This is a genomic window from Arthrobacter sp. SLBN-122 (assembly GCF_006715165.1).
In the GTDB taxonomy this organism is placed as follows: Bacteria; Actinomycetota; Actinomycetes; order Actinomycetales; family Micrococcaceae; genus Arthrobacter.
In genome coordinates this window covers 1322393-1337919 of sequence record NZ_VFMS01000001.1, presented here as the reverse complement: position 1 = coordinate 1337919, position 15527 = coordinate 1322393, and the positions used below count along the sequence as shown (strand labels likewise).

Here is a 15527-nt window from a genome sequence, read left to right as displayed (position 1 = left end):
TACTCGCTGGGCCATGCCCGCCCCGCGCAGGAACCGCGACCGGTCGGCCAGGACAGCAAGGACACGATCGTTGGTGGCTTCATCGGCCAGGGTGATGCGTACTCCGTCCACGGCGTAGCCGCGCACCAGGATGTCGGCGTCTGCCAATGCATCGAGCAGCCGCACCCGCAGTTCGTCGTCGGCACGCAGCCAGTAGAAGTTGGCCTGGCTGTCCGGCACATCCCAGCCGTAGCTCCGAAGCGCCTCGACGACCCGGGTGCGCTCCCGGGCTACCGCCTCGGTCCGCTCAAGGACCTCATCCCCGGCCGCCAGCGAGGCAACCGCGGCCGCCTGCGCCATCCTGTTGACGCTGAAGGGGATGGCGGTGCGGCGGAGGCCTTCCGCAATGTCGGGGCGGGCGATGGCGTAGCCGATCCGCAGGCCTGCGAGCCCGTATGCCTTGGAGAAGGTCCGCAGGATGCACAGGTTGGGGTAGCGGCGGTAGAAATCCAGCGAATTCACGCCTGGCCCGCGCTGGAACTCGATGTAGGCCTCATCCAGCACCACCAGCACGCGCGGCGGAACCGAGCGGAGGAACTCCTCCAGGGCGGCCTCACTGATGGACACGCCCGTGGGGTTGTTGGGTGAACACAGGATTACCAGGCGGGTTCGGTCGGTGATGGCCGCGGCCATGGCGTCCAGATCGTGGTGTTCATTGGCCAGCAGCGGCACGGGGACTGAAACGGCGCCTGCCACTGCCACCAGGATGGGGTAGGCCTCGAACGAACGCCACGCGTACACCACCTCGTCGCCGTGGCCGCAGACGGCGGAGATGATCTGCTGCAGCACACCCGAGCTTCCCGGCCCGGCGGCAATTTCCCCGGCGCTGACACCGAAGTGGCGGGCGATGGCATCCCTTGCCTCCACCGCACCCATGCTGGGGTACCGGTGGATCCTGCCCGCCTCGGCTGAGATGGCTTCGATGACAGATGGCAGGGGAGTGAAATGGCTTTCATTCGAGGCCAGGGCCGCGGTCAGGGCAGACTGCGCGCTCTTGCCGGCCACGTAGGCGGGAAGCTGGGCGACGGCGGCGCGGACCTCGGGTGCCGCGGCTTCGGGAAGGGTGCTGGTCATGGACAGCATGGTGCGCGGATTCAGGACGTTTGCGCAACACAACTGTTTGGTGGAGGACAGATCCGGCCTTTGTGAAAGACGCTGGTGGCAAAATGCTTAGTATGCACCTCATCGATGCTCTTGATGCAGAGATCCTCCTCACACTCGACCAGGACCCGCAGGCCACCGTGCTGTCCCTCTCAAGGACGCTGGGCGTGGCGCGGAATACTGTGCACGCCCGGCTCCGCCGCCTTGCCAGCGACGGGAGCCTGGCGCCCTTCAGCCAGCGGGTGCGGACGGAAGCGTTGGGCCTGCCGCTGCTGGCCTTCATCTCCATTTCCATCAGCCAGTCCTCGAGTGACATTGCCGTGGCGGCGCTGCAGACCATCCCGGAAATCATCGAGATGCATGCCACCACCGGTGACGCCGACCTGCTCGCCAAGGTGGCCGCGAAGGACCCGGCCGACCTCCACCGCATCACCAACGCGATGCTGGCGATTGACGGCGTCGTCCGCACCAGCACGGCCATGTCCCTGGTGGAGGTCATGCCCACCCGCACCCTGCCGCTGCTGCAGGCGGCAACACGCAAATAGCGGCTCAACGCCCGCTCACCTTTGGCACGTTTTCTGGCAACGCCCGCCCACTCCAGGGGTTCCGAGTGAGCGGGCGTCCAAGGGGCGTAGAAGCAAACGCAATAGAACAAATTCTCCCAATAACTTTCGGTCAAACTGTTGACGGACTTTGTCAGGCGCTGATAAACCTGAAGGGCAGAAAGCGTTTCCTCGCAGCCCAACTCTCCTCGAAATCACTTTTGAGGGCATGTGCGGCTGCGTGAATGAAACGTTACAAAACTGTCGTGCGGCAGACTCAGCTGCCGCCGCATCAAAGGAGATGTTCTTTTGGCACACCCCTCAATGTGTTCCCCGAAGTCGCCAGCGGGCAGGGCCTGGAAGGCTGCGCCCGCCGCAGCCGCGGCCACTCTCACCGCAGCGGCGCTCGCTTTCACCGGTGTCCCGTTCGCCGCTGCTGATCCAGGCCAGCCAACCCCGGCAGTGTCCGGACCCACGCGCCAGGTGGAAAACCTGGACCGCGCCCCGGTGGCAGTGCTCACGGACCAGGGCGTCACCCTGGGCTGGCGGATGCTGGGCCTGGACAAGGACAGCGTGGGCTTCCATGTCATCCGCGACGGCGTCCAAATCACCGACGAGCCCATCCGCAGCACCACCACCTATGTGGACCCGGCGGGAACGGCCGCCTCGAAGTACGTCATCAAGACGGTGGGCAACGGCAATGGGCAGGACAAGCTCAGTGCGGAGTTCAGCCCGCTGCCGCAGAACTACCTGCCCATCAAACTGGACAAGCCGGCTGATGGCGTCAGCAAGGACGGTAAGCCGTACACCTACACGGCCAACGATTCGACCGTGGCGGACCTGGACGGCGATGGCGCCTACGAAATCATCCAGCTCTGGAACCCCTCCAACGCGCAGGACAACTCCAAGTCCGGCTACACCGGCAACGTATACGTCGATGCCTACAAGATGGACGGCACCAAGCTGTGGCGCATCGACCTGGGCCGAAACATCCGTGCCGGAGCCCACTACACGCAGATGCTGGCCTACGACTTTGACGGCGACGGCAAGGGGGAAGTGGCCTTCAAGACCGCGGACGGCACCACCGATGCGGCAGGGACGGTCATCGGCGACCCCGCCGCGGATTACCGAAACAGCGCCGGCTACGTCCTCTCCGGGCCGGAATACCTCACGGTGTTCAACGGCGCCAGCGGCACCATCATGGACACCGTTCCCTACGACCCGCCCCGTGGAAGCGTTGCCGCCTGGGGAGACAGTTATGGAAACCGCGTGGACCGTTTCCTGGCAGGCGTTGCCTACCTCGACGGCGAGCACCCGTCCATGATGTTCAGCCGCGGCTACTACACCCGCACCGTCCTGGTCACCTACGACCTGGTCAACGGCAAACTGGTCAAGCGGTGGAAGTTCGATTCCGACGTTGCCGGCGCCGAATACAAAGGCCAGGGCAACCACAACCTCTCCGTGGCGGACGTGGACCAGGACGGCAAGGACGAGTTCGTCTTCGGCTCCATGACCATCGACGACGACGGCACCCCGCTGTACAACACCAAGCTGGGCCACGGCGACGCCATCCACACCGGCGACCTTGATCCGTCACGCCCGGGCCTGGAGACGTTCGCCGTGCACGAGAGCATGTCCGCCAGTGGCAACCGCGGTGCCACCTTCCGTGACGCCGCAACGGGCGAGGTGCTGTGGAGCATTCCCGCCGTCAAGGACACCGGCCGCGGCGCCACCGGCGACATCGACCCCCGCTTCCCCGGCTCGGAAAGCTGGGCCGTCGGCGGCGACGCTGCCTGGAACTCGCCCGTCGGGTTCCTGATGTCCGCCAAGGGCGAGCGGATTTCGGACAAGATCCCGGCCGCCAACTTCATGGCGTGGTGGGACGGCGACCCGCTGCGGGAAATCGTCGACCACGACTTCAATGCCGAGGCCGGCGTGGGCGTACCCACCATCTCCAAATGGAACTGGGAGACCGAAACCAGCGACCGGCTCCTCACGGCCACCGGCGCCCGCACCAACAACCACACCAAGGGAAACCCGTCACTTCAGGCGGACCTGCTGGGCGACTGGCGCGAGGAGCTGGTGTTCCCGTCCGCGGACAGCACCGAACTGCGGGTTTACACCACCACCTCACCCACGGAGATCCGGCTCCGCACCCTGATGCACGACCCGATGTACCGGACCGCGGTAGCCCGCGAAACAGTGGGCTACAACCAGCCGCCGCACCCGAGCTTCTTCATCGGCGAGGGCATGCAGACCCCGGCCATGCCGGCCGTTTTCTACGCAGGAAGCACCAAGTAAACCGCCCTGCATAACGGCAAAGCGCCGCCCGCCTTGGGGGAAGGCGGGCGGCACTTGCTTTTGCGGGTGGCGGTCAGTGGCCGCCGAGGTTGCCGCCGACCGGCGGCAGGCCGCCGTCGTTGCGGTCGTCCTCGCGCCGTTCGCCGGCACTCAGGTTCTCACCCTCCAGCGTTTCATCGGACTCGCCCGTGGCGTCCACCAGCCCGTTGGTCTGGTCGAACGGGTGGCCGATCCTGCCGTCATCCAGGTCGGCGACCGAGCCTGAAGAGCCGGCTGCCGACGTCGTGCCTGCCGTTGTGGTGTCAGCTGTCCCCGTGCCCGGGTAGGCGCTGCCGGTGGTGGCGCCGGTGGTGAGGGGCTCGGCCGGGACTGCGCCGGCGGTGCCGGTGGATGAAGTGTCCGTGGTGGTGTCCGTCGTAATCGGGGTGACGGTGGCCGGCTCGCCGGAAGCCACCGGCGTTACCGTTTCATCGGCGGCCGCCGTGTCTCCCTTGTTGCCGCTTGCAGCCATGGCCGCTGCTGCGCCCGCCGCTGCTGCGATGCCCACGCCGGCAGCAACCTTGCCGGAGACGCCGGCCTTGCCGGAATCACCGAGGGACGCGCCCGCATGCTCAACACCGGGCGTGCCCACCGTGGCGCCGGGATTGACGGAACCCCGCCATGCGCCGCTCGCGTAGCCTTCGTCCTCGATGAATTCCTTGAACTTCTGCAGGTCTGATTCTGCCTGCCGGTCCACGACATTGAGCTTGTCGCCCACCTTCTCGATCAGGCCTTCGGGCTCATATTCGAGGGTCAGCTTGATGGAGGTCTGACCGCCTCCGACGTCCTCGAATTCCACCGCCCCGGCGTTCGTGGCGCCTTCGGTCGCGGCCCAGGCAACCTTGCGGTCCGGAACCTGCTCCAGGATCTTGGCTTCCCACTGCCTGCGGACGCCGCCGATTTCGGCCACCCACTCCAGCCGGTCATCACTGAGCTGGGTCACGCTCTTGACGCCGCCCATGAAGTGCGGGAACTCCTCGAACTGCGTCCACTGGTTATAAGCGGTGCTCACCGGTACGTTCACCAGAATGCGTTTTTCCACCTTCGTGCTCATAACGTCTCCTTCGCTTTGCTACCGGGAACTGATGAGTAGGAAAAATCATCAGCATGCTTACCAACATACCTTTTGGGTGCGGATGTTTCCAGAGCCTCACTTCAGCGGGCATGGAAAACCGCGACGGCGGCACGTGGGTGGGTGCCGCCGCCGCGGTCTGTTTGGGGCCGGCAGCGTCAGTCCAGGTACTGGCCCACCAGTGCCAGGTTCTGGATGACTGCCAGCCCGAACTGGGCGGTGTCATTGGTGGAGACGGTGGGCGCTTCGTCCACCGGCAGCAGCACGTGCGGCGGCGCGATCCTGCGGAGCGTGAAGGCCGATTCGTGGTTCAGGTGTTCGCCGCCTTCGGCAAAGCTATGCCACGCCCGCGCTGCCAGATGGGGATCATTCAGCTTCGCCGCCGCGTAGGCCGTCAACCGGCTGTGTGCCTGGGTGAGGTAGATGCCCTCGAGCGGCTGGCCCACGGCGTCCACCTGTTCCTCTTTGGTTGCCAGGAAGAGGCGGCAGTACTGCAGCCACGCCCGCTCGAATTCCGGATCGTCCACCAGGTCCACCAGTTCGCTGCAGATCTCCACCAGGCCGAACACGGCGCTGAGGTGGGAAACCGAGATCATTTCCCGGCCCGTGTCGAACCGGCCCTTGTCCAGGTGGTACAGCGCTTCACCCGTGAGGAATCCGTACTTGAGTGCGCCGATGTCCGCCATGGTGCCCAGCAGCCGGTCCCGGGACCGCGGGTTGCCGGTACGTTCCCAGTCCGTCAGCCATGTGGCGGCGAGTGAGCCCCAGTCCGTCCCCAGGCCCACGCCGAGTGCTTCACGGTTGGGACGGTAGGTGGCGGCATCGGGCCGGACCTTGCGGACCGGGTCAAGTCCCAGGAAGTTCTGGTCGCTGTCCACCAGCTCGGTGAGCAGGTCCCCGGTGCGCTCGTCAGCGGTGAGGTAGTAGTAGAAGCGGCGGTAGGCGGGTGTGCTGATCCGCAGCTGCTTGGCGCTGCAGCCCCAATGCTGGACATTATGCCGGGAACCCAGGCCCTTCCAGGGGCCCAGGTGGTAGACGTCCACCTCGCCCGTGTGCCGTGTCATGGCCTCGGCGGAGCGGAAGATATCCGCCCGGCCGGAGCGCAGGTAGGAATACCAGAGCCACAGATCCGGGGAGAGCTCCGAGTTGTCCCACGCGTAGCCGCCCACGTCATAGCGCCACACGTGCCGGTCAAAGTCGTAGGTGTGCATCACGTCGCCGTAGTTCCAGAAGCCGTACCAGCGCCGCTGTTCCACCTGGCCGGCGTAGAAATCGAACAGGAAGTCCAGCCGGTCCTCCAGCCGTGCCCGCGCCGGAGTGCTGCGGTCCACCGGATCCCAGTCGCCGAAGACGCCCGCCGCGTGCATGTATTCCGGTGTGGCCTGCAGAAGCGCGGGAGCGGCAGCGGAGGCGGCGTCGGCGGCGAGGCTTTCGGTGGTGGGGGTCGCTTCGTAGGCGAACAGGGTCAGCTCATGCGTCCGGGCGATTCCGGTGGGATTGCCGAAGCCCGGCTCGTAGTCCTCATACGTGATCTCCAGGCCCTCGAGCTGCTCCTCGAACGTGTCCTGGCCCAGGCCGTCATGGTAGAAACGCAGGTCCATCGGCTGGGCCTCGGGGGAGTAAAGCCAGGCGGTCAGGGATGCTTCGTCCGTGCCGGCGCTGCGGATATCCAGCTGGCCCGGGTGGGACTGCCAGAAATCCTTGATCCCCACGCCCAGGCCGCCCCGGGTATCGCTCAGGGAGCAGAAACCGCCGGCGCGGGTGCCCCCGGAGATCCCCACCCACCCATGGCCGGCGGCAGTGCGCTTGCGCAGTTCGAATCCATCAGCACTGAGCTGGCTAAGGGTGTAGTCGCCCCAGGTGGGGATCAGGTGCAGGCGGTTTGAGACTTCGGGATTCCAGCTGTCCGCCGGGGGAGTGGGGCGGCCGGCGATCTGGGCGTCCCGCACCTCCTCGCCGGGATCCCGCCGCAAGCCGGTAAGGCCGCGGACCGCTTCGGTGAGGAATCCTCCATCGGCGCCCGCGATCCGGATGTGCCGGTTATGCAGGTCGGCCTCCAGCGGCACGGTGAAGCGGACGCCCAGCCCGGCCAGGAAATCACGGTCCGCGTCGCCGTCCCAGATGAACGAATGCACCATCCGGACGCTGCGGGAGTTGGCGTGGAAGTAGAAGCGGACAACAAACGGCAGCCAGTCCCGCTTTCCGCTCTCCGGCACGTCCGGGCGGTGGTGGCCTTCAAGCCGCACAACGGCACGCACGGGACCGCTTTGCTCCAGCACGACGGCGTTGACGCCGCCGGTGAAGGCGTTCCGGTCAACCCTTCCCGCACCCTCGGAAACGCTGTCCTGCAGCAGGCTGACCAGCCGGGCATCCCGGGCAACTTCCCGCCCGTCGCGGGAAAGGCTGCTGAAGAGGGTGGACCCGCTGCGCTGGATCACCATCTGCAGGACTCCGGTGTCCACGGTGAGCGCGTCGGCACTTTCGGTGACCGTGACGGACCCACCGCCCGGGGACGGATGGCCGGCGGTGAAGACTGTGCCGCCGTCGGCCGTCAGGTGGTAGCTGGCCGACGGCGTATCCGTGGCCGGGAGCGCGATGCCCGCCCACTTCAGGGAGCCGTCCGGCCATGTTGCCAATGGCCAGGCCTGGCTGGAAACCGGTGTGCCGCTGCTGTCGGCAACAGCCAGGGCCTCCGCGCCGGGCACGGTCCCGCGCGGGAACGGCATGCCCCACGTGGTCCCGCCGCTGATTTCCGCCGGTGCCTGTCCATCGATCCACCTGATGAGGGTGCTGTCCGTCATGTCATCCAATTCCACTGGTGATTGCTGCGCAAAGAAGTCCCAATCAAAGCGGGAAAGCGCTTTCTCGATTTCAACTACAACGTAGTAGACCAGTGGCGTGGGTGCAAGGGGGTGTTAACAGGCGGAAGCCGGGAGGGGTTACTTTTTGGCGTCCCCGTCGTCGTCCGGCCCCTCGGCCGGGTCCTGGGGGTGGGCGCGGAGATCAGTGGGGTCCGCGCCCGGATCGCCTTCGGCAGGCGCCTGGTTGTGGATCCGGTCGTCGTCGTCCTTTGTGGGATTCTCGGTCATGGCTGCTCCTCGTGGCGGTGTTCGCGGTACCCCTCATTCAGCGCCCCGCTCCCTGACCTGTCAAGGACCTTCCGCGCCCAGGCAAAGTACGGTCCTGCGGTTTTCGGCGACGACGGCGAGGTCAAGGACGACTCCCCGGCCAAGTTCCGGGGCCACCACATGGAGGTGCAGGCGTACGGATGCCCGCCGTCCCAGCAACGGCGGGCATCCGAGTCTATTGGGCCGGCATGGTGCGCCGGCGGGTCAGTCAAGCGGCAGTGTCACCGTCACGCTGGTGCCCTGGCCGGGAGTGGAACTGATGTCCATCGCACCGCCGGCTTCCTGCACGGCCACCGCCATGAGCCGCAGGCCGTACCCGTGGTGCCGCCCGCACGTGGCGAGGTTGCTGTCAAAGCCCGTGCCGTCGTCGGCCACTACCAGGCGGATGCCGTGGTCAACGGCCGCCAGTTGGATGTTCAGTGTGGACGCGGACGAGAACTTGAACGCGTTGCTGAGCACCTCGCGGGCGGACTGGTACAGGAGGGACGCGCAGTCCGCCGGGATCTCGACGCCCCAGTGCGGAGTATCCCAGTGGACCGCGGTCCCGCGCTGCCGCAGGGGTGCGGTGAGCCGGTCGATGCATCCGGCGAGCCCCAACGTGTGGAAATCCAGCGGCTGCTTGTCCGTCAGCACGCCTCCCACGGTTGTGACTTCGTTGTCCAACGCTGTTCTGCTTCCCATGACTTCCTGCTCCCCACAAGCTGGTTTTGTCCTATGGCTTCAGCGTGGACCAGTAAGGTCTAGGGATCGCAAGGTTTGCCTCAAGATCGCATCAATTCGGCGCGCGGACCGTGACGGGGTGCACTGATGCCCTTCGTTTCATTTCCGCCGCACTGGGGACGGAAGACGTATGCCTACTTGGTTGATGTCGCTGTTATGGGGCACCGGTGCCGGTGCAGCCCTGGTCCTGGGAGCTGCCGTTTCCTGGCGGTGGTCCATCCCGTCCAAAGTTGTTTCCACGATCATGGCCTTCGGCGCAGGCGTTCTGATCTCCGCGCTTGCCTTTGAGCTGGTGGACGAGGCCGTGAAGGGCGGCGGTCTGTGGCCCACGGTGGCCGGCTTCCTGGCCGGTGCGGTGGTGTACGTGGGCGCCAACATGCTCCTGTCCAGGGCCGGCGCCAAGCACCGCAAACGGTCCGGGGACCAGCAGCCCTCCGAGAAGGACGATCCCGGCAGCGGCACGGCCATAGCCGTCGGCGCACTGCTGGACGGCGTTCCGGAATCGGTGGTTCTGGGCGTCGGCCTGCTGGCCGGGGGAGCGGTGAGTCCTGCAATGCTGGCGGCCGTCTTCATCTCCAACGTGCCCGAAGGCCTGTCCGGTACGGCCGGCATGAAGAAGGCCGGCCGGAGCAGGGGCTATGTGTTCGGGCTCTGGGGCGGCATTGCCATCCTGAGCGGACTGGCCGCGCTGCTGGGCTACGTCACGCTGGAAAACGCGCCGGACGAGCTGGTTGCCTTCATCACCTCCGTTGCGGCCGGCGGCATCCTGGCGATGCTCGCGGACACCATGATTCCCGAGGCCTTCGAAGAGCACCACAACCTCACCGGGCTGACCGCTTCCGTGGGGTTCCTGACGGCATTTACGGTGCATCACTTGGGCTGAGGGCCAGGACAGGCTCCGTCAGCCGGCCGTCCCGCATGGTGGCCACGACGTCCGTCAGCGGCACGAACTCGGTGTCATGCGTGACCATCACCGTTGCTACCCCGAACTCCGTTGTCACCTGGCGCAGCAGGGCGATGATCGAGGCGCTGCGCTCGTGGTCCAGCGCGGCGGTGGGCTCGTCCACCAGCAGCACCTTGGGGCTACCCATGAGTGCCCGGGCGATATTCACCCGCTGCCGCTGCCCGCCGGAAAGCTGGTGCGGCAGCTTCCGGGCGCTCGCGGAGAGGCCCACAACGTCCAGCAGTTCCGCTGCCCTGGTCCCTGCCGCCTTGGCAGGCTTCCCGCGCAGGTGGTCGCTGATGATGAGCTGTTCGACGGCGGTGAGCGAGGGTAGCAGGTTGGGTTGCTGGAAGATGATGCCCACTTTGCCGCGGCGCAGGGCGGTGAGCTCCTTGTCCTTGAGGGCCGTGGTGTCGGTGCCGTCGATCGTGACCTGCCCCCGGGTGGGCCGGACCAGGGTGGCGGCAACGGCCAGGAGGCTGGATTTGCCGGAGCCCGACGGCCCCACGAGCGAAACCAGCTGCCCGGACTGTGCCGTCAGGGTGACCCGGTCCAGGGCCGTGGTGGTTCCGCCGCCGTCCGGGTATTCGAGGGTGACGTTGACCAGGCTGAGGGGCGCGGGGATGGAGGACATAAGGGTGTTCCTTTCGGGAGGGAGGAGTTAGTTGCCGCCGAGCGCCAGGAGCGCATCGACCTTGGTCACGCGGCGGACGGCCAGGGCGGCACCGGCCAGGCCCAGGGCAACAATCCCGACGACGGGAAGCACCGTGGTGCCTGCGTTCAGCAGGAACGGGGCAGCTTGGGCGGCCAGGGAACCGGCGGCCACGCCCACGGATCCGCCGACGGTAGCTCCAGCGACGAGGACGATCGCGGCCTGGGTCATGGCGTCGCGCAGGATGTAGGAACCGGGGGCGCCCATGGCTTTCAGCACCGCGATGTCCCGGGTGCGCTGGATGGTCCAGACCGTCAGGAAGGCCACGATCACCAGCGATGAGATCCCGTACAGGAACGCCTGCATCAGGGTCAGGGAGCCGTTCTCGCTCTTGAAGGAGCCCAGCGCCTGGAAAGATCCCGTGCGCGACTCGCTGACCGTATGCGCGGTTGCGTTGGCAGTAGCCTCGTCCACCGTAGCCCCGTCCCCGTACGTGACGGCGACGACAGTAGCCAACTGCCCGCCGTCGGACACGTGCGCTGCTTTAGCCCAAGCGGGCAGCGCCGTCCACACCACGCTGGTGTGGGCATACCACTGGTCCGGCACCACGGCGGCGACTGAAAGCTCCACGCCTCCAAAGGACACCGTGTCCCCCTGGCCCACGGACAGGGCCTCCGCAACGGTTGTGCCCAGCACGGCAGTGCCGGTGGATACCTCAACTGGCGCCAACCGGCTGCCGGGTGAAACACCGAAAACCGCCACGTTGGCCGTTCCTGAACCACCGGCCGTCTGGGCCCGGGTCTGGGTGATTCCCAGCGGCTCGGCGGACTCGACGCCGGACTGGTTCCGCCAGCTCTCCACTTGGGCGGCGGTCACGGAGCTTTCCGTGTAGGACGCCTTGGGGGCGGCCGAACCGGGGGCGCCGAAAGCGATGATGTCCACCGGTTTGGCGCCGGCCGCACCGAGCTTGCCGATGGCTGACGTCGACTGCTCGGCAAGGCCCGCGGTCAGCCCTGACAGCATGACCAGCAGGAGGGTGATCAGGGCTACGACGCCGCCCATCATGGCGAACCGGCCTTTGGCGAAGCGGATATCGCGGATTGCCAGGAACACGTTGTTTCTTCTCTCAGCAGGGGTGGTTTCTTCTGTCCTTCCACTTTCCCGGGAACGGCATCGAGCGGCATCGCGGGGACGGTTGATCCGGCGGCGTGGAAAGGTTGATTCCGGAGTCAACCTTTCAGTTGATCCCCGGTGGGCGGTCTCGGCATAAGCTGAGGGAATGCCTGCCACGCCCCTGATGCAAACACTGGAAAAGGCCGGCAGCATCCCGGCGAAGGGGCCGTTGAATGCCTTGGAAAATGCCTCGTCGGCGGCCATCCTCCGGGTCCTGCGGGTCACCCTGCACACGGGGTTCGCCGTGCTGCTGGCTGTGGCACTGGTTCGGATGCTGATGGCCGGAGGGCCGCTGCGCTGGCTGTGGGCGGGCGGCGCGATCGTCCTGGCCGCTGTGTACCTGGCCGGAACGGTCCTCGAAAAACGCCATGCCGAAGCCCGCACAGGGTTCAACCCCCGCCGCTACGGGCTGCTGTGGCTGGGCCTGGTCACGGGCCTGTGGGCGTTCCTGCTCGCGGGCAGCGCCGACTTCGCCTGGCTGGCCTTCCCCATCTTCTTTCTCCACCTTCACCTGCTGCCCCGCCGCGCAGCGCTGCCGGCGATCGCGTTGATGACCGTGGCGGTGGCCGCATCCCAATGGGTTGCCAGCGGTGCTCCGGTGCCGCACGCGGCGGCCATCGTAGGGCCCGTGCTGGGGGCGGTCTTCTCGGTGATTACCGGCCTTGCCTATGGGGCCCTGTACCGGGAGGCCGAGAACCAGCGGCGTGCGGCGGACGAACTGCGCCGCACCCGGGAGGAACTGGCCAGGTCCCAGCATGAGGCCGGGGCGCTGGCGGAGCGGGAGCGGCTGGCCCGGGAAATCCACGACACCCTGGCGCAGGGGCTGTCCAGCATCGTGCTCCTGGGCCGGGCGGCGGAGAAGTCGCTCACGGACGGTGATACTGCCACCGCTTCCGCCCGACTGGCGCTGGTGCAGCAGACCGCTGCGGACAACCTTGCGGAGGCGCGCAACTTTGTCCGCGGCCTGTCCTCGCCGCAGCTGGAGGGGACCACCCTGGTGGAGGCCCTGCGACGGCTCTGCGGCACCACGGAGACCGGCGCCGCGGCCGCGGGAGTGGCGCTGCGGTGCCGGCTCGAGGTGGACGGCGAGCCGCAGGAGCTGCCCCAGCCGGTCCGCGTCACCCTGCTGCGGACGGCGCAGGCAAGCCTCGCGAACGTCCGCGAACACGCCCGGGCCGCCACCGCCGTCGTCACCCTTGCCTTCCTGGGCAGCGAGGTGACCATGGACATTTACGACGACGGCGCCGGCTTTGATCCCGCCGCTGCGGCCGGTGCCGGGGACGCAGCGGACGGCAGCGGGTTTGGGCTGCGCTCACTGCGGGAACGCGTCGCAGCACTGAACGGCTCGCTTGCAGTTGAATCCGTGCCGGGAGAGGGCACCGTGGTGGCCATCCGGCTGCCGATGGACGGGGGACCGCGTGGCTGAAGTGCGCGTCCTGCTGGTGGACGACCATCCCGTGGTCCGTGCCGGACTGAGGGCCATGCTCACCGGATTCGAGGGCATCTCCATAGCCGCAGAGGCCGCTGACGGCGCTGCTGCGCTGAAGGAACTGGCACGGCTGCGGACACTTGGCGAGGCGCCGGATGTTGTCCTCATGGACCTGCAGATGGGCGACGGAATGGACGGGGTCACGGCCACCGCACAGATCCGGAAGCTCGCCACACCGCCGCCGGTGCTCATCCTCACCACGTACGACACCGACGCGGACATCCTGGCCGCCGTGGAGGCCGGGGCCAGCGGCTACATGCTCAAGGACGCGCCGCCGGAACAGCTGCGGCAGGCCGTCCTGCAGGCCGCGGCGGGCGGCACTGCCTTGGCGCCCCGGGCCGCTGCCCTGCTGATGCAACGGATCAGCAATCCCGGCACCTCCCTCACCCCGCGCGAGGTGCAGCTGCTGGAACTGCTGGCCACCGGCCTGTCCAACCGCGCCATCGCCAAGCAGGTCTTCATCTCGGAGGCCACGGTGAAGACCCACCTGGTGCACATTTACGGCAAGCTCGGCGTGGACAACCGTACGGCCGCCATCGCCGCGGCCACGCAGCGGCGCATCATCCGGGCGCCGGGGGCCAAGGGCTGACTGAGTAGTAGGTTTATTCCACTGCCCCAGATCGCATTGTTCAAAGGAGAATGAATGTCCCGTCCGGTTCCAGCCGTTGATGCCCTTCTTGCCACTTACGGTGCTCCTGATGCCTGCGCAGCCGAACTCCTGTGCGACAGCCACGATCCCAACAATGTTGCCTTCACGGTGGTTGCCGCCGACCTCTCCGCGGAGGACATCACCTACGGCGAGCTCCGGGAACGCTCGGAACGGGGAGCCGCCGCCCTGGCCGAGCTGGGGGTGGGGCCCGGAGATGCGGTGGCCACCCTGATGGGGAAATCGGCTGACCTGGTGGTCATGCTCCTGGCCATTTGGCGGCGCGGGGCTGTCCATGTTCCGCTGTTCACTGCCTTCGCGTGGCCTGCCATCGAACTTCGCCTCACAGCGTCCGGCGCAAAGGCTGTGGTTACGGACCACGACCAGCGGGCGAAGATCCAGGAAACCGCTGCCGTCGTGGTGGTTGCCGGTGCAGAAGCATCCGGTCCGGACCTGGCGCTCACGCCGCTCCTGGCCAGGCAGCAACCGGGAATCGCGGCCGAAGGTGTGGGCGGTGACGGTGACCTGGTGCTGATCTTTACGTCCGGCACCACGGGTGCCCCCAAGGGCGTGCCGGTGCCCGTCCGGGCGTTGGCCGCTTTCCGCCAGTACGTCGAAGTGGGCCTGGACGTCAGTGAAGAGGATGTCTTCTGGAACGCCGCAGATCCCGGCTGGGCATATGGCCTGTACTACGGGATTCTAGGGCCCATGGCGGCAGGACGGGGCAACCTCCTGCTGCGGCCGGGGTTCTCGCCGGAACTCAGCTTCAAGGTGCTGGAGGCGTTTTCCGTCACCAACTTCGCGGCTGCTCCCACGGTGTACCGCACCATGCGCGCAAAAACCGAGGCCGGAACGGGACCCTTCCGGCTTCGGCGTGCCTCCTCCGCCGGGGAACCGCTGACCCCCGAAGTGATCAGCTGGGCCCGCGAGGTGCTGGGCGTTCCCGTCCGGGACCACTACGGACAGACCGAACACGGGATGATGATTATCAACGCCTGGCATGACGAGGTCAGGACGGAGCTCAGGCCCGGTTCCATGGGCCGGCCCCTGCCGGGGTGGACTTGCACCGTCCTCAAGGACAATGCCGACGAACCGGCCGCGCCGGGTGAACTGGGCAGGGTTGCCGTCAACGTGGCAGAAAGCCCCATGATGTGGTTCAGGGGGTACCGGGACGCCCCGGACAAAACGGCCGAAAGGTTCAGCGCGGACGCCAAGTGGTACCTGACCGGTGATGCGGGCATGGTGGACGCGGACGGCTACTATTTCTTCTCCTCCCGGGATGACGACGTGATCATCATGGCCGGATACCGGATCGGCCCTTTCGACGTCGAGAGCGTCCTGGCCACCCATCCGGCGGTCCTGGAAAGTGCCGTGGTGGGCGCACCCGACGAACTGCGCGGAGAAGTCCTGGAGGCCTACGTTGTCCTGGCGGAAGGGACCAACGGCAGTGACGCCCTGGTGACCGAACTCCAGACCATGGTGAAGACGCAGTTCGCCGCCCACGCCTACCCGCGCCGCATCCACTTTGCGGCGGACCTGCCCAAGACGCCGTCGGGGAAGCTGCAGCGCTACATCCTGAGGCAGCAGCGGGCCGCGGAAGCGGGCAGTTAAGCAGGACAGGAAAGGACGACGCCGGGGTGCGGCACCGGGGTTCCGAAGCCATGGGTGCCGCACACCGCCGT

Annotated in this window: 12 protein-coding genes and 1 pseudogene; 6 read left to right on the top strand and 7 right to left on the bottom strand. The window is 67.0% G+C overall.

What is annotated here, in order from left to right:
- Positions 1–30: 30 nt before the first annotated feature.
- Positions 31–1122 (bottom strand): annotated as a pseudogene (hisC, locus tag FBY36_RS06285) (histidinol-phosphate transaminase); the annotation flags it as partial.
- An 83-nt stretch (positions 1123–1205) separates the two neighbouring features.
- Between hisC and FBY36_RS06280 the strand changes: the two are divergent.
- Positions 1206–1685 (top strand): Lrp/AsnC family transcriptional regulator, encoded by a 480-nt coding sequence (locus FBY36_RS06280; protein WP_142117831.1) that lies wholly within the window; start codon positions 1206–1208, stop codon positions 1683–1685.
- A gap of 321 nt (positions 1686–2006) precedes the next feature.
- Positions 2007–3983 carry a rhamnogalacturonan lyase gene (locus FBY36_RS06275; protein WP_142122516.1) on the top strand — a complete coding sequence of 659 codons (1977 nt, stop codon included), beginning with the start codon at positions 2007–2009 and terminating at the stop codon, positions 3981–3983.
- Between the two features lie 73 nt (positions 3984–4056).
- On the opposite strand, the gene FBY36_RS06270 is transcribed toward FBY36_RS06275, so the two are convergent.
- The 4 genes from FBY36_RS06270 to FBY36_RS06255 all read right to left on the bottom strand — a co-directional run bounded on the left by FBY36_RS06270 (position 4057) and on the right by FBY36_RS06255 (position 8903).
- Complete coding sequence (locus FBY36_RS06270) at positions 4057–5076, bottom strand: SRPBCC family protein (RefSeq protein ID WP_142117829.1); 1020 nt, start codon at positions 5074–5076, stop codon at positions 4057–4059.
- Positions 5077–5252: 176 nt separating this feature from the next.
- Entirely contained in the window at positions 5253–7910 is a 2658-nt protein-coding gene (locus FBY36_RS06265) for an exo-rhamnogalacturonan lyase family protein (protein WP_235008739.1), read from the bottom strand.
- A gap of 123 nt (positions 7911–8033) precedes the next feature.
- Complete coding sequence (locus FBY36_RS20675) at positions 8034–8183, bottom strand: hypothetical protein (RefSeq protein ID WP_200830448.1); 150 nt, start codon at positions 8181–8183, stop codon at positions 8034–8036.
- Between the two features lie 243 nt (positions 8184–8426).
- Entirely contained in the window at positions 8427–8903 is a 477-nt protein-coding gene (locus FBY36_RS06255) for a sensor histidine kinase (protein WP_142029189.1), read from the bottom strand.
- 169 nt (positions 8904–9072) lie between these two features.
- Here FBY36_RS06255 and FBY36_RS06250 point away from each other — a divergent pair, with 169 nt between their 5' ends.
- Positions 9073–9825: a ZIP family metal transporter gene (locus FBY36_RS06250; RefSeq protein WP_142117827.1), complete on the top strand. Its 753-nt coding sequence runs from the start codon at positions 9073–9075 to the stop codon at positions 9823–9825.
- Here the strand turns inward: FBY36_RS06250 and FBY36_RS06245 are convergent.
- Both FBY36_RS06245 and FBY36_RS06240 read right to left on the bottom strand, forming a co-directional pair.
- On the bottom strand, positions 9803–10519 hold the full coding sequence (locus FBY36_RS06245; protein ID WP_142117826.1) for an ABC transporter ATP-binding protein: 717 nt from the start codon (positions 10517–10519) through the stop codon (positions 9803–9805). The genes FBY36_RS06250 and FBY36_RS06245 overlap by 23 nt on opposite strands.
- Positions 10520–10546: 27 nt before the next feature.
- The gene (locus FBY36_RS06240) at positions 10547–11650 is read right to left on the bottom strand and encodes an ABC transporter permease (RefSeq protein WP_142117824.1); all 1104 of its coding nucleotides are present in this window, start codon (positions 11648–11650) and stop codon (positions 10547–10549) included.
- A 166-nt stretch (positions 11651–11816) separates the two neighbouring features.
- Here FBY36_RS06240 and FBY36_RS06235 point away from each other — a divergent pair, with 166 nt between their 5' ends.
- The 3 genes from FBY36_RS06235 to FBY36_RS06225 are packed head-to-tail and all read left to right on the top strand — an operon-like array spanning position 11817 to position 15456.
- Positions 11817–13136, top strand: coding sequence for a sensor histidine kinase (locus FBY36_RS06235; protein WP_142117822.1), 1320 nt, complete (start codon positions 11817–11819; stop codon positions 13134–13136).
- Positions 13129–13788: a response regulator gene (locus FBY36_RS06230; RefSeq protein ID WP_142117820.1), complete on the top strand. Its 660-nt coding sequence runs from the start codon at positions 13129–13131 to the stop codon at positions 13786–13788. Before FBY36_RS06235 ends, FBY36_RS06230 begins: the two co-directional genes overlap by 8 nt.
- A 54-nt stretch (positions 13789–13842) precedes the next feature.
- Entirely contained in the window at positions 13843–15456 is a 1614-nt protein-coding gene (locus FBY36_RS06225; RefSeq protein ID WP_142117818.1) for an AMP-binding protein, read from the top strand.
- Positions 15457–15527 lie beyond the last annotated feature (71 nt).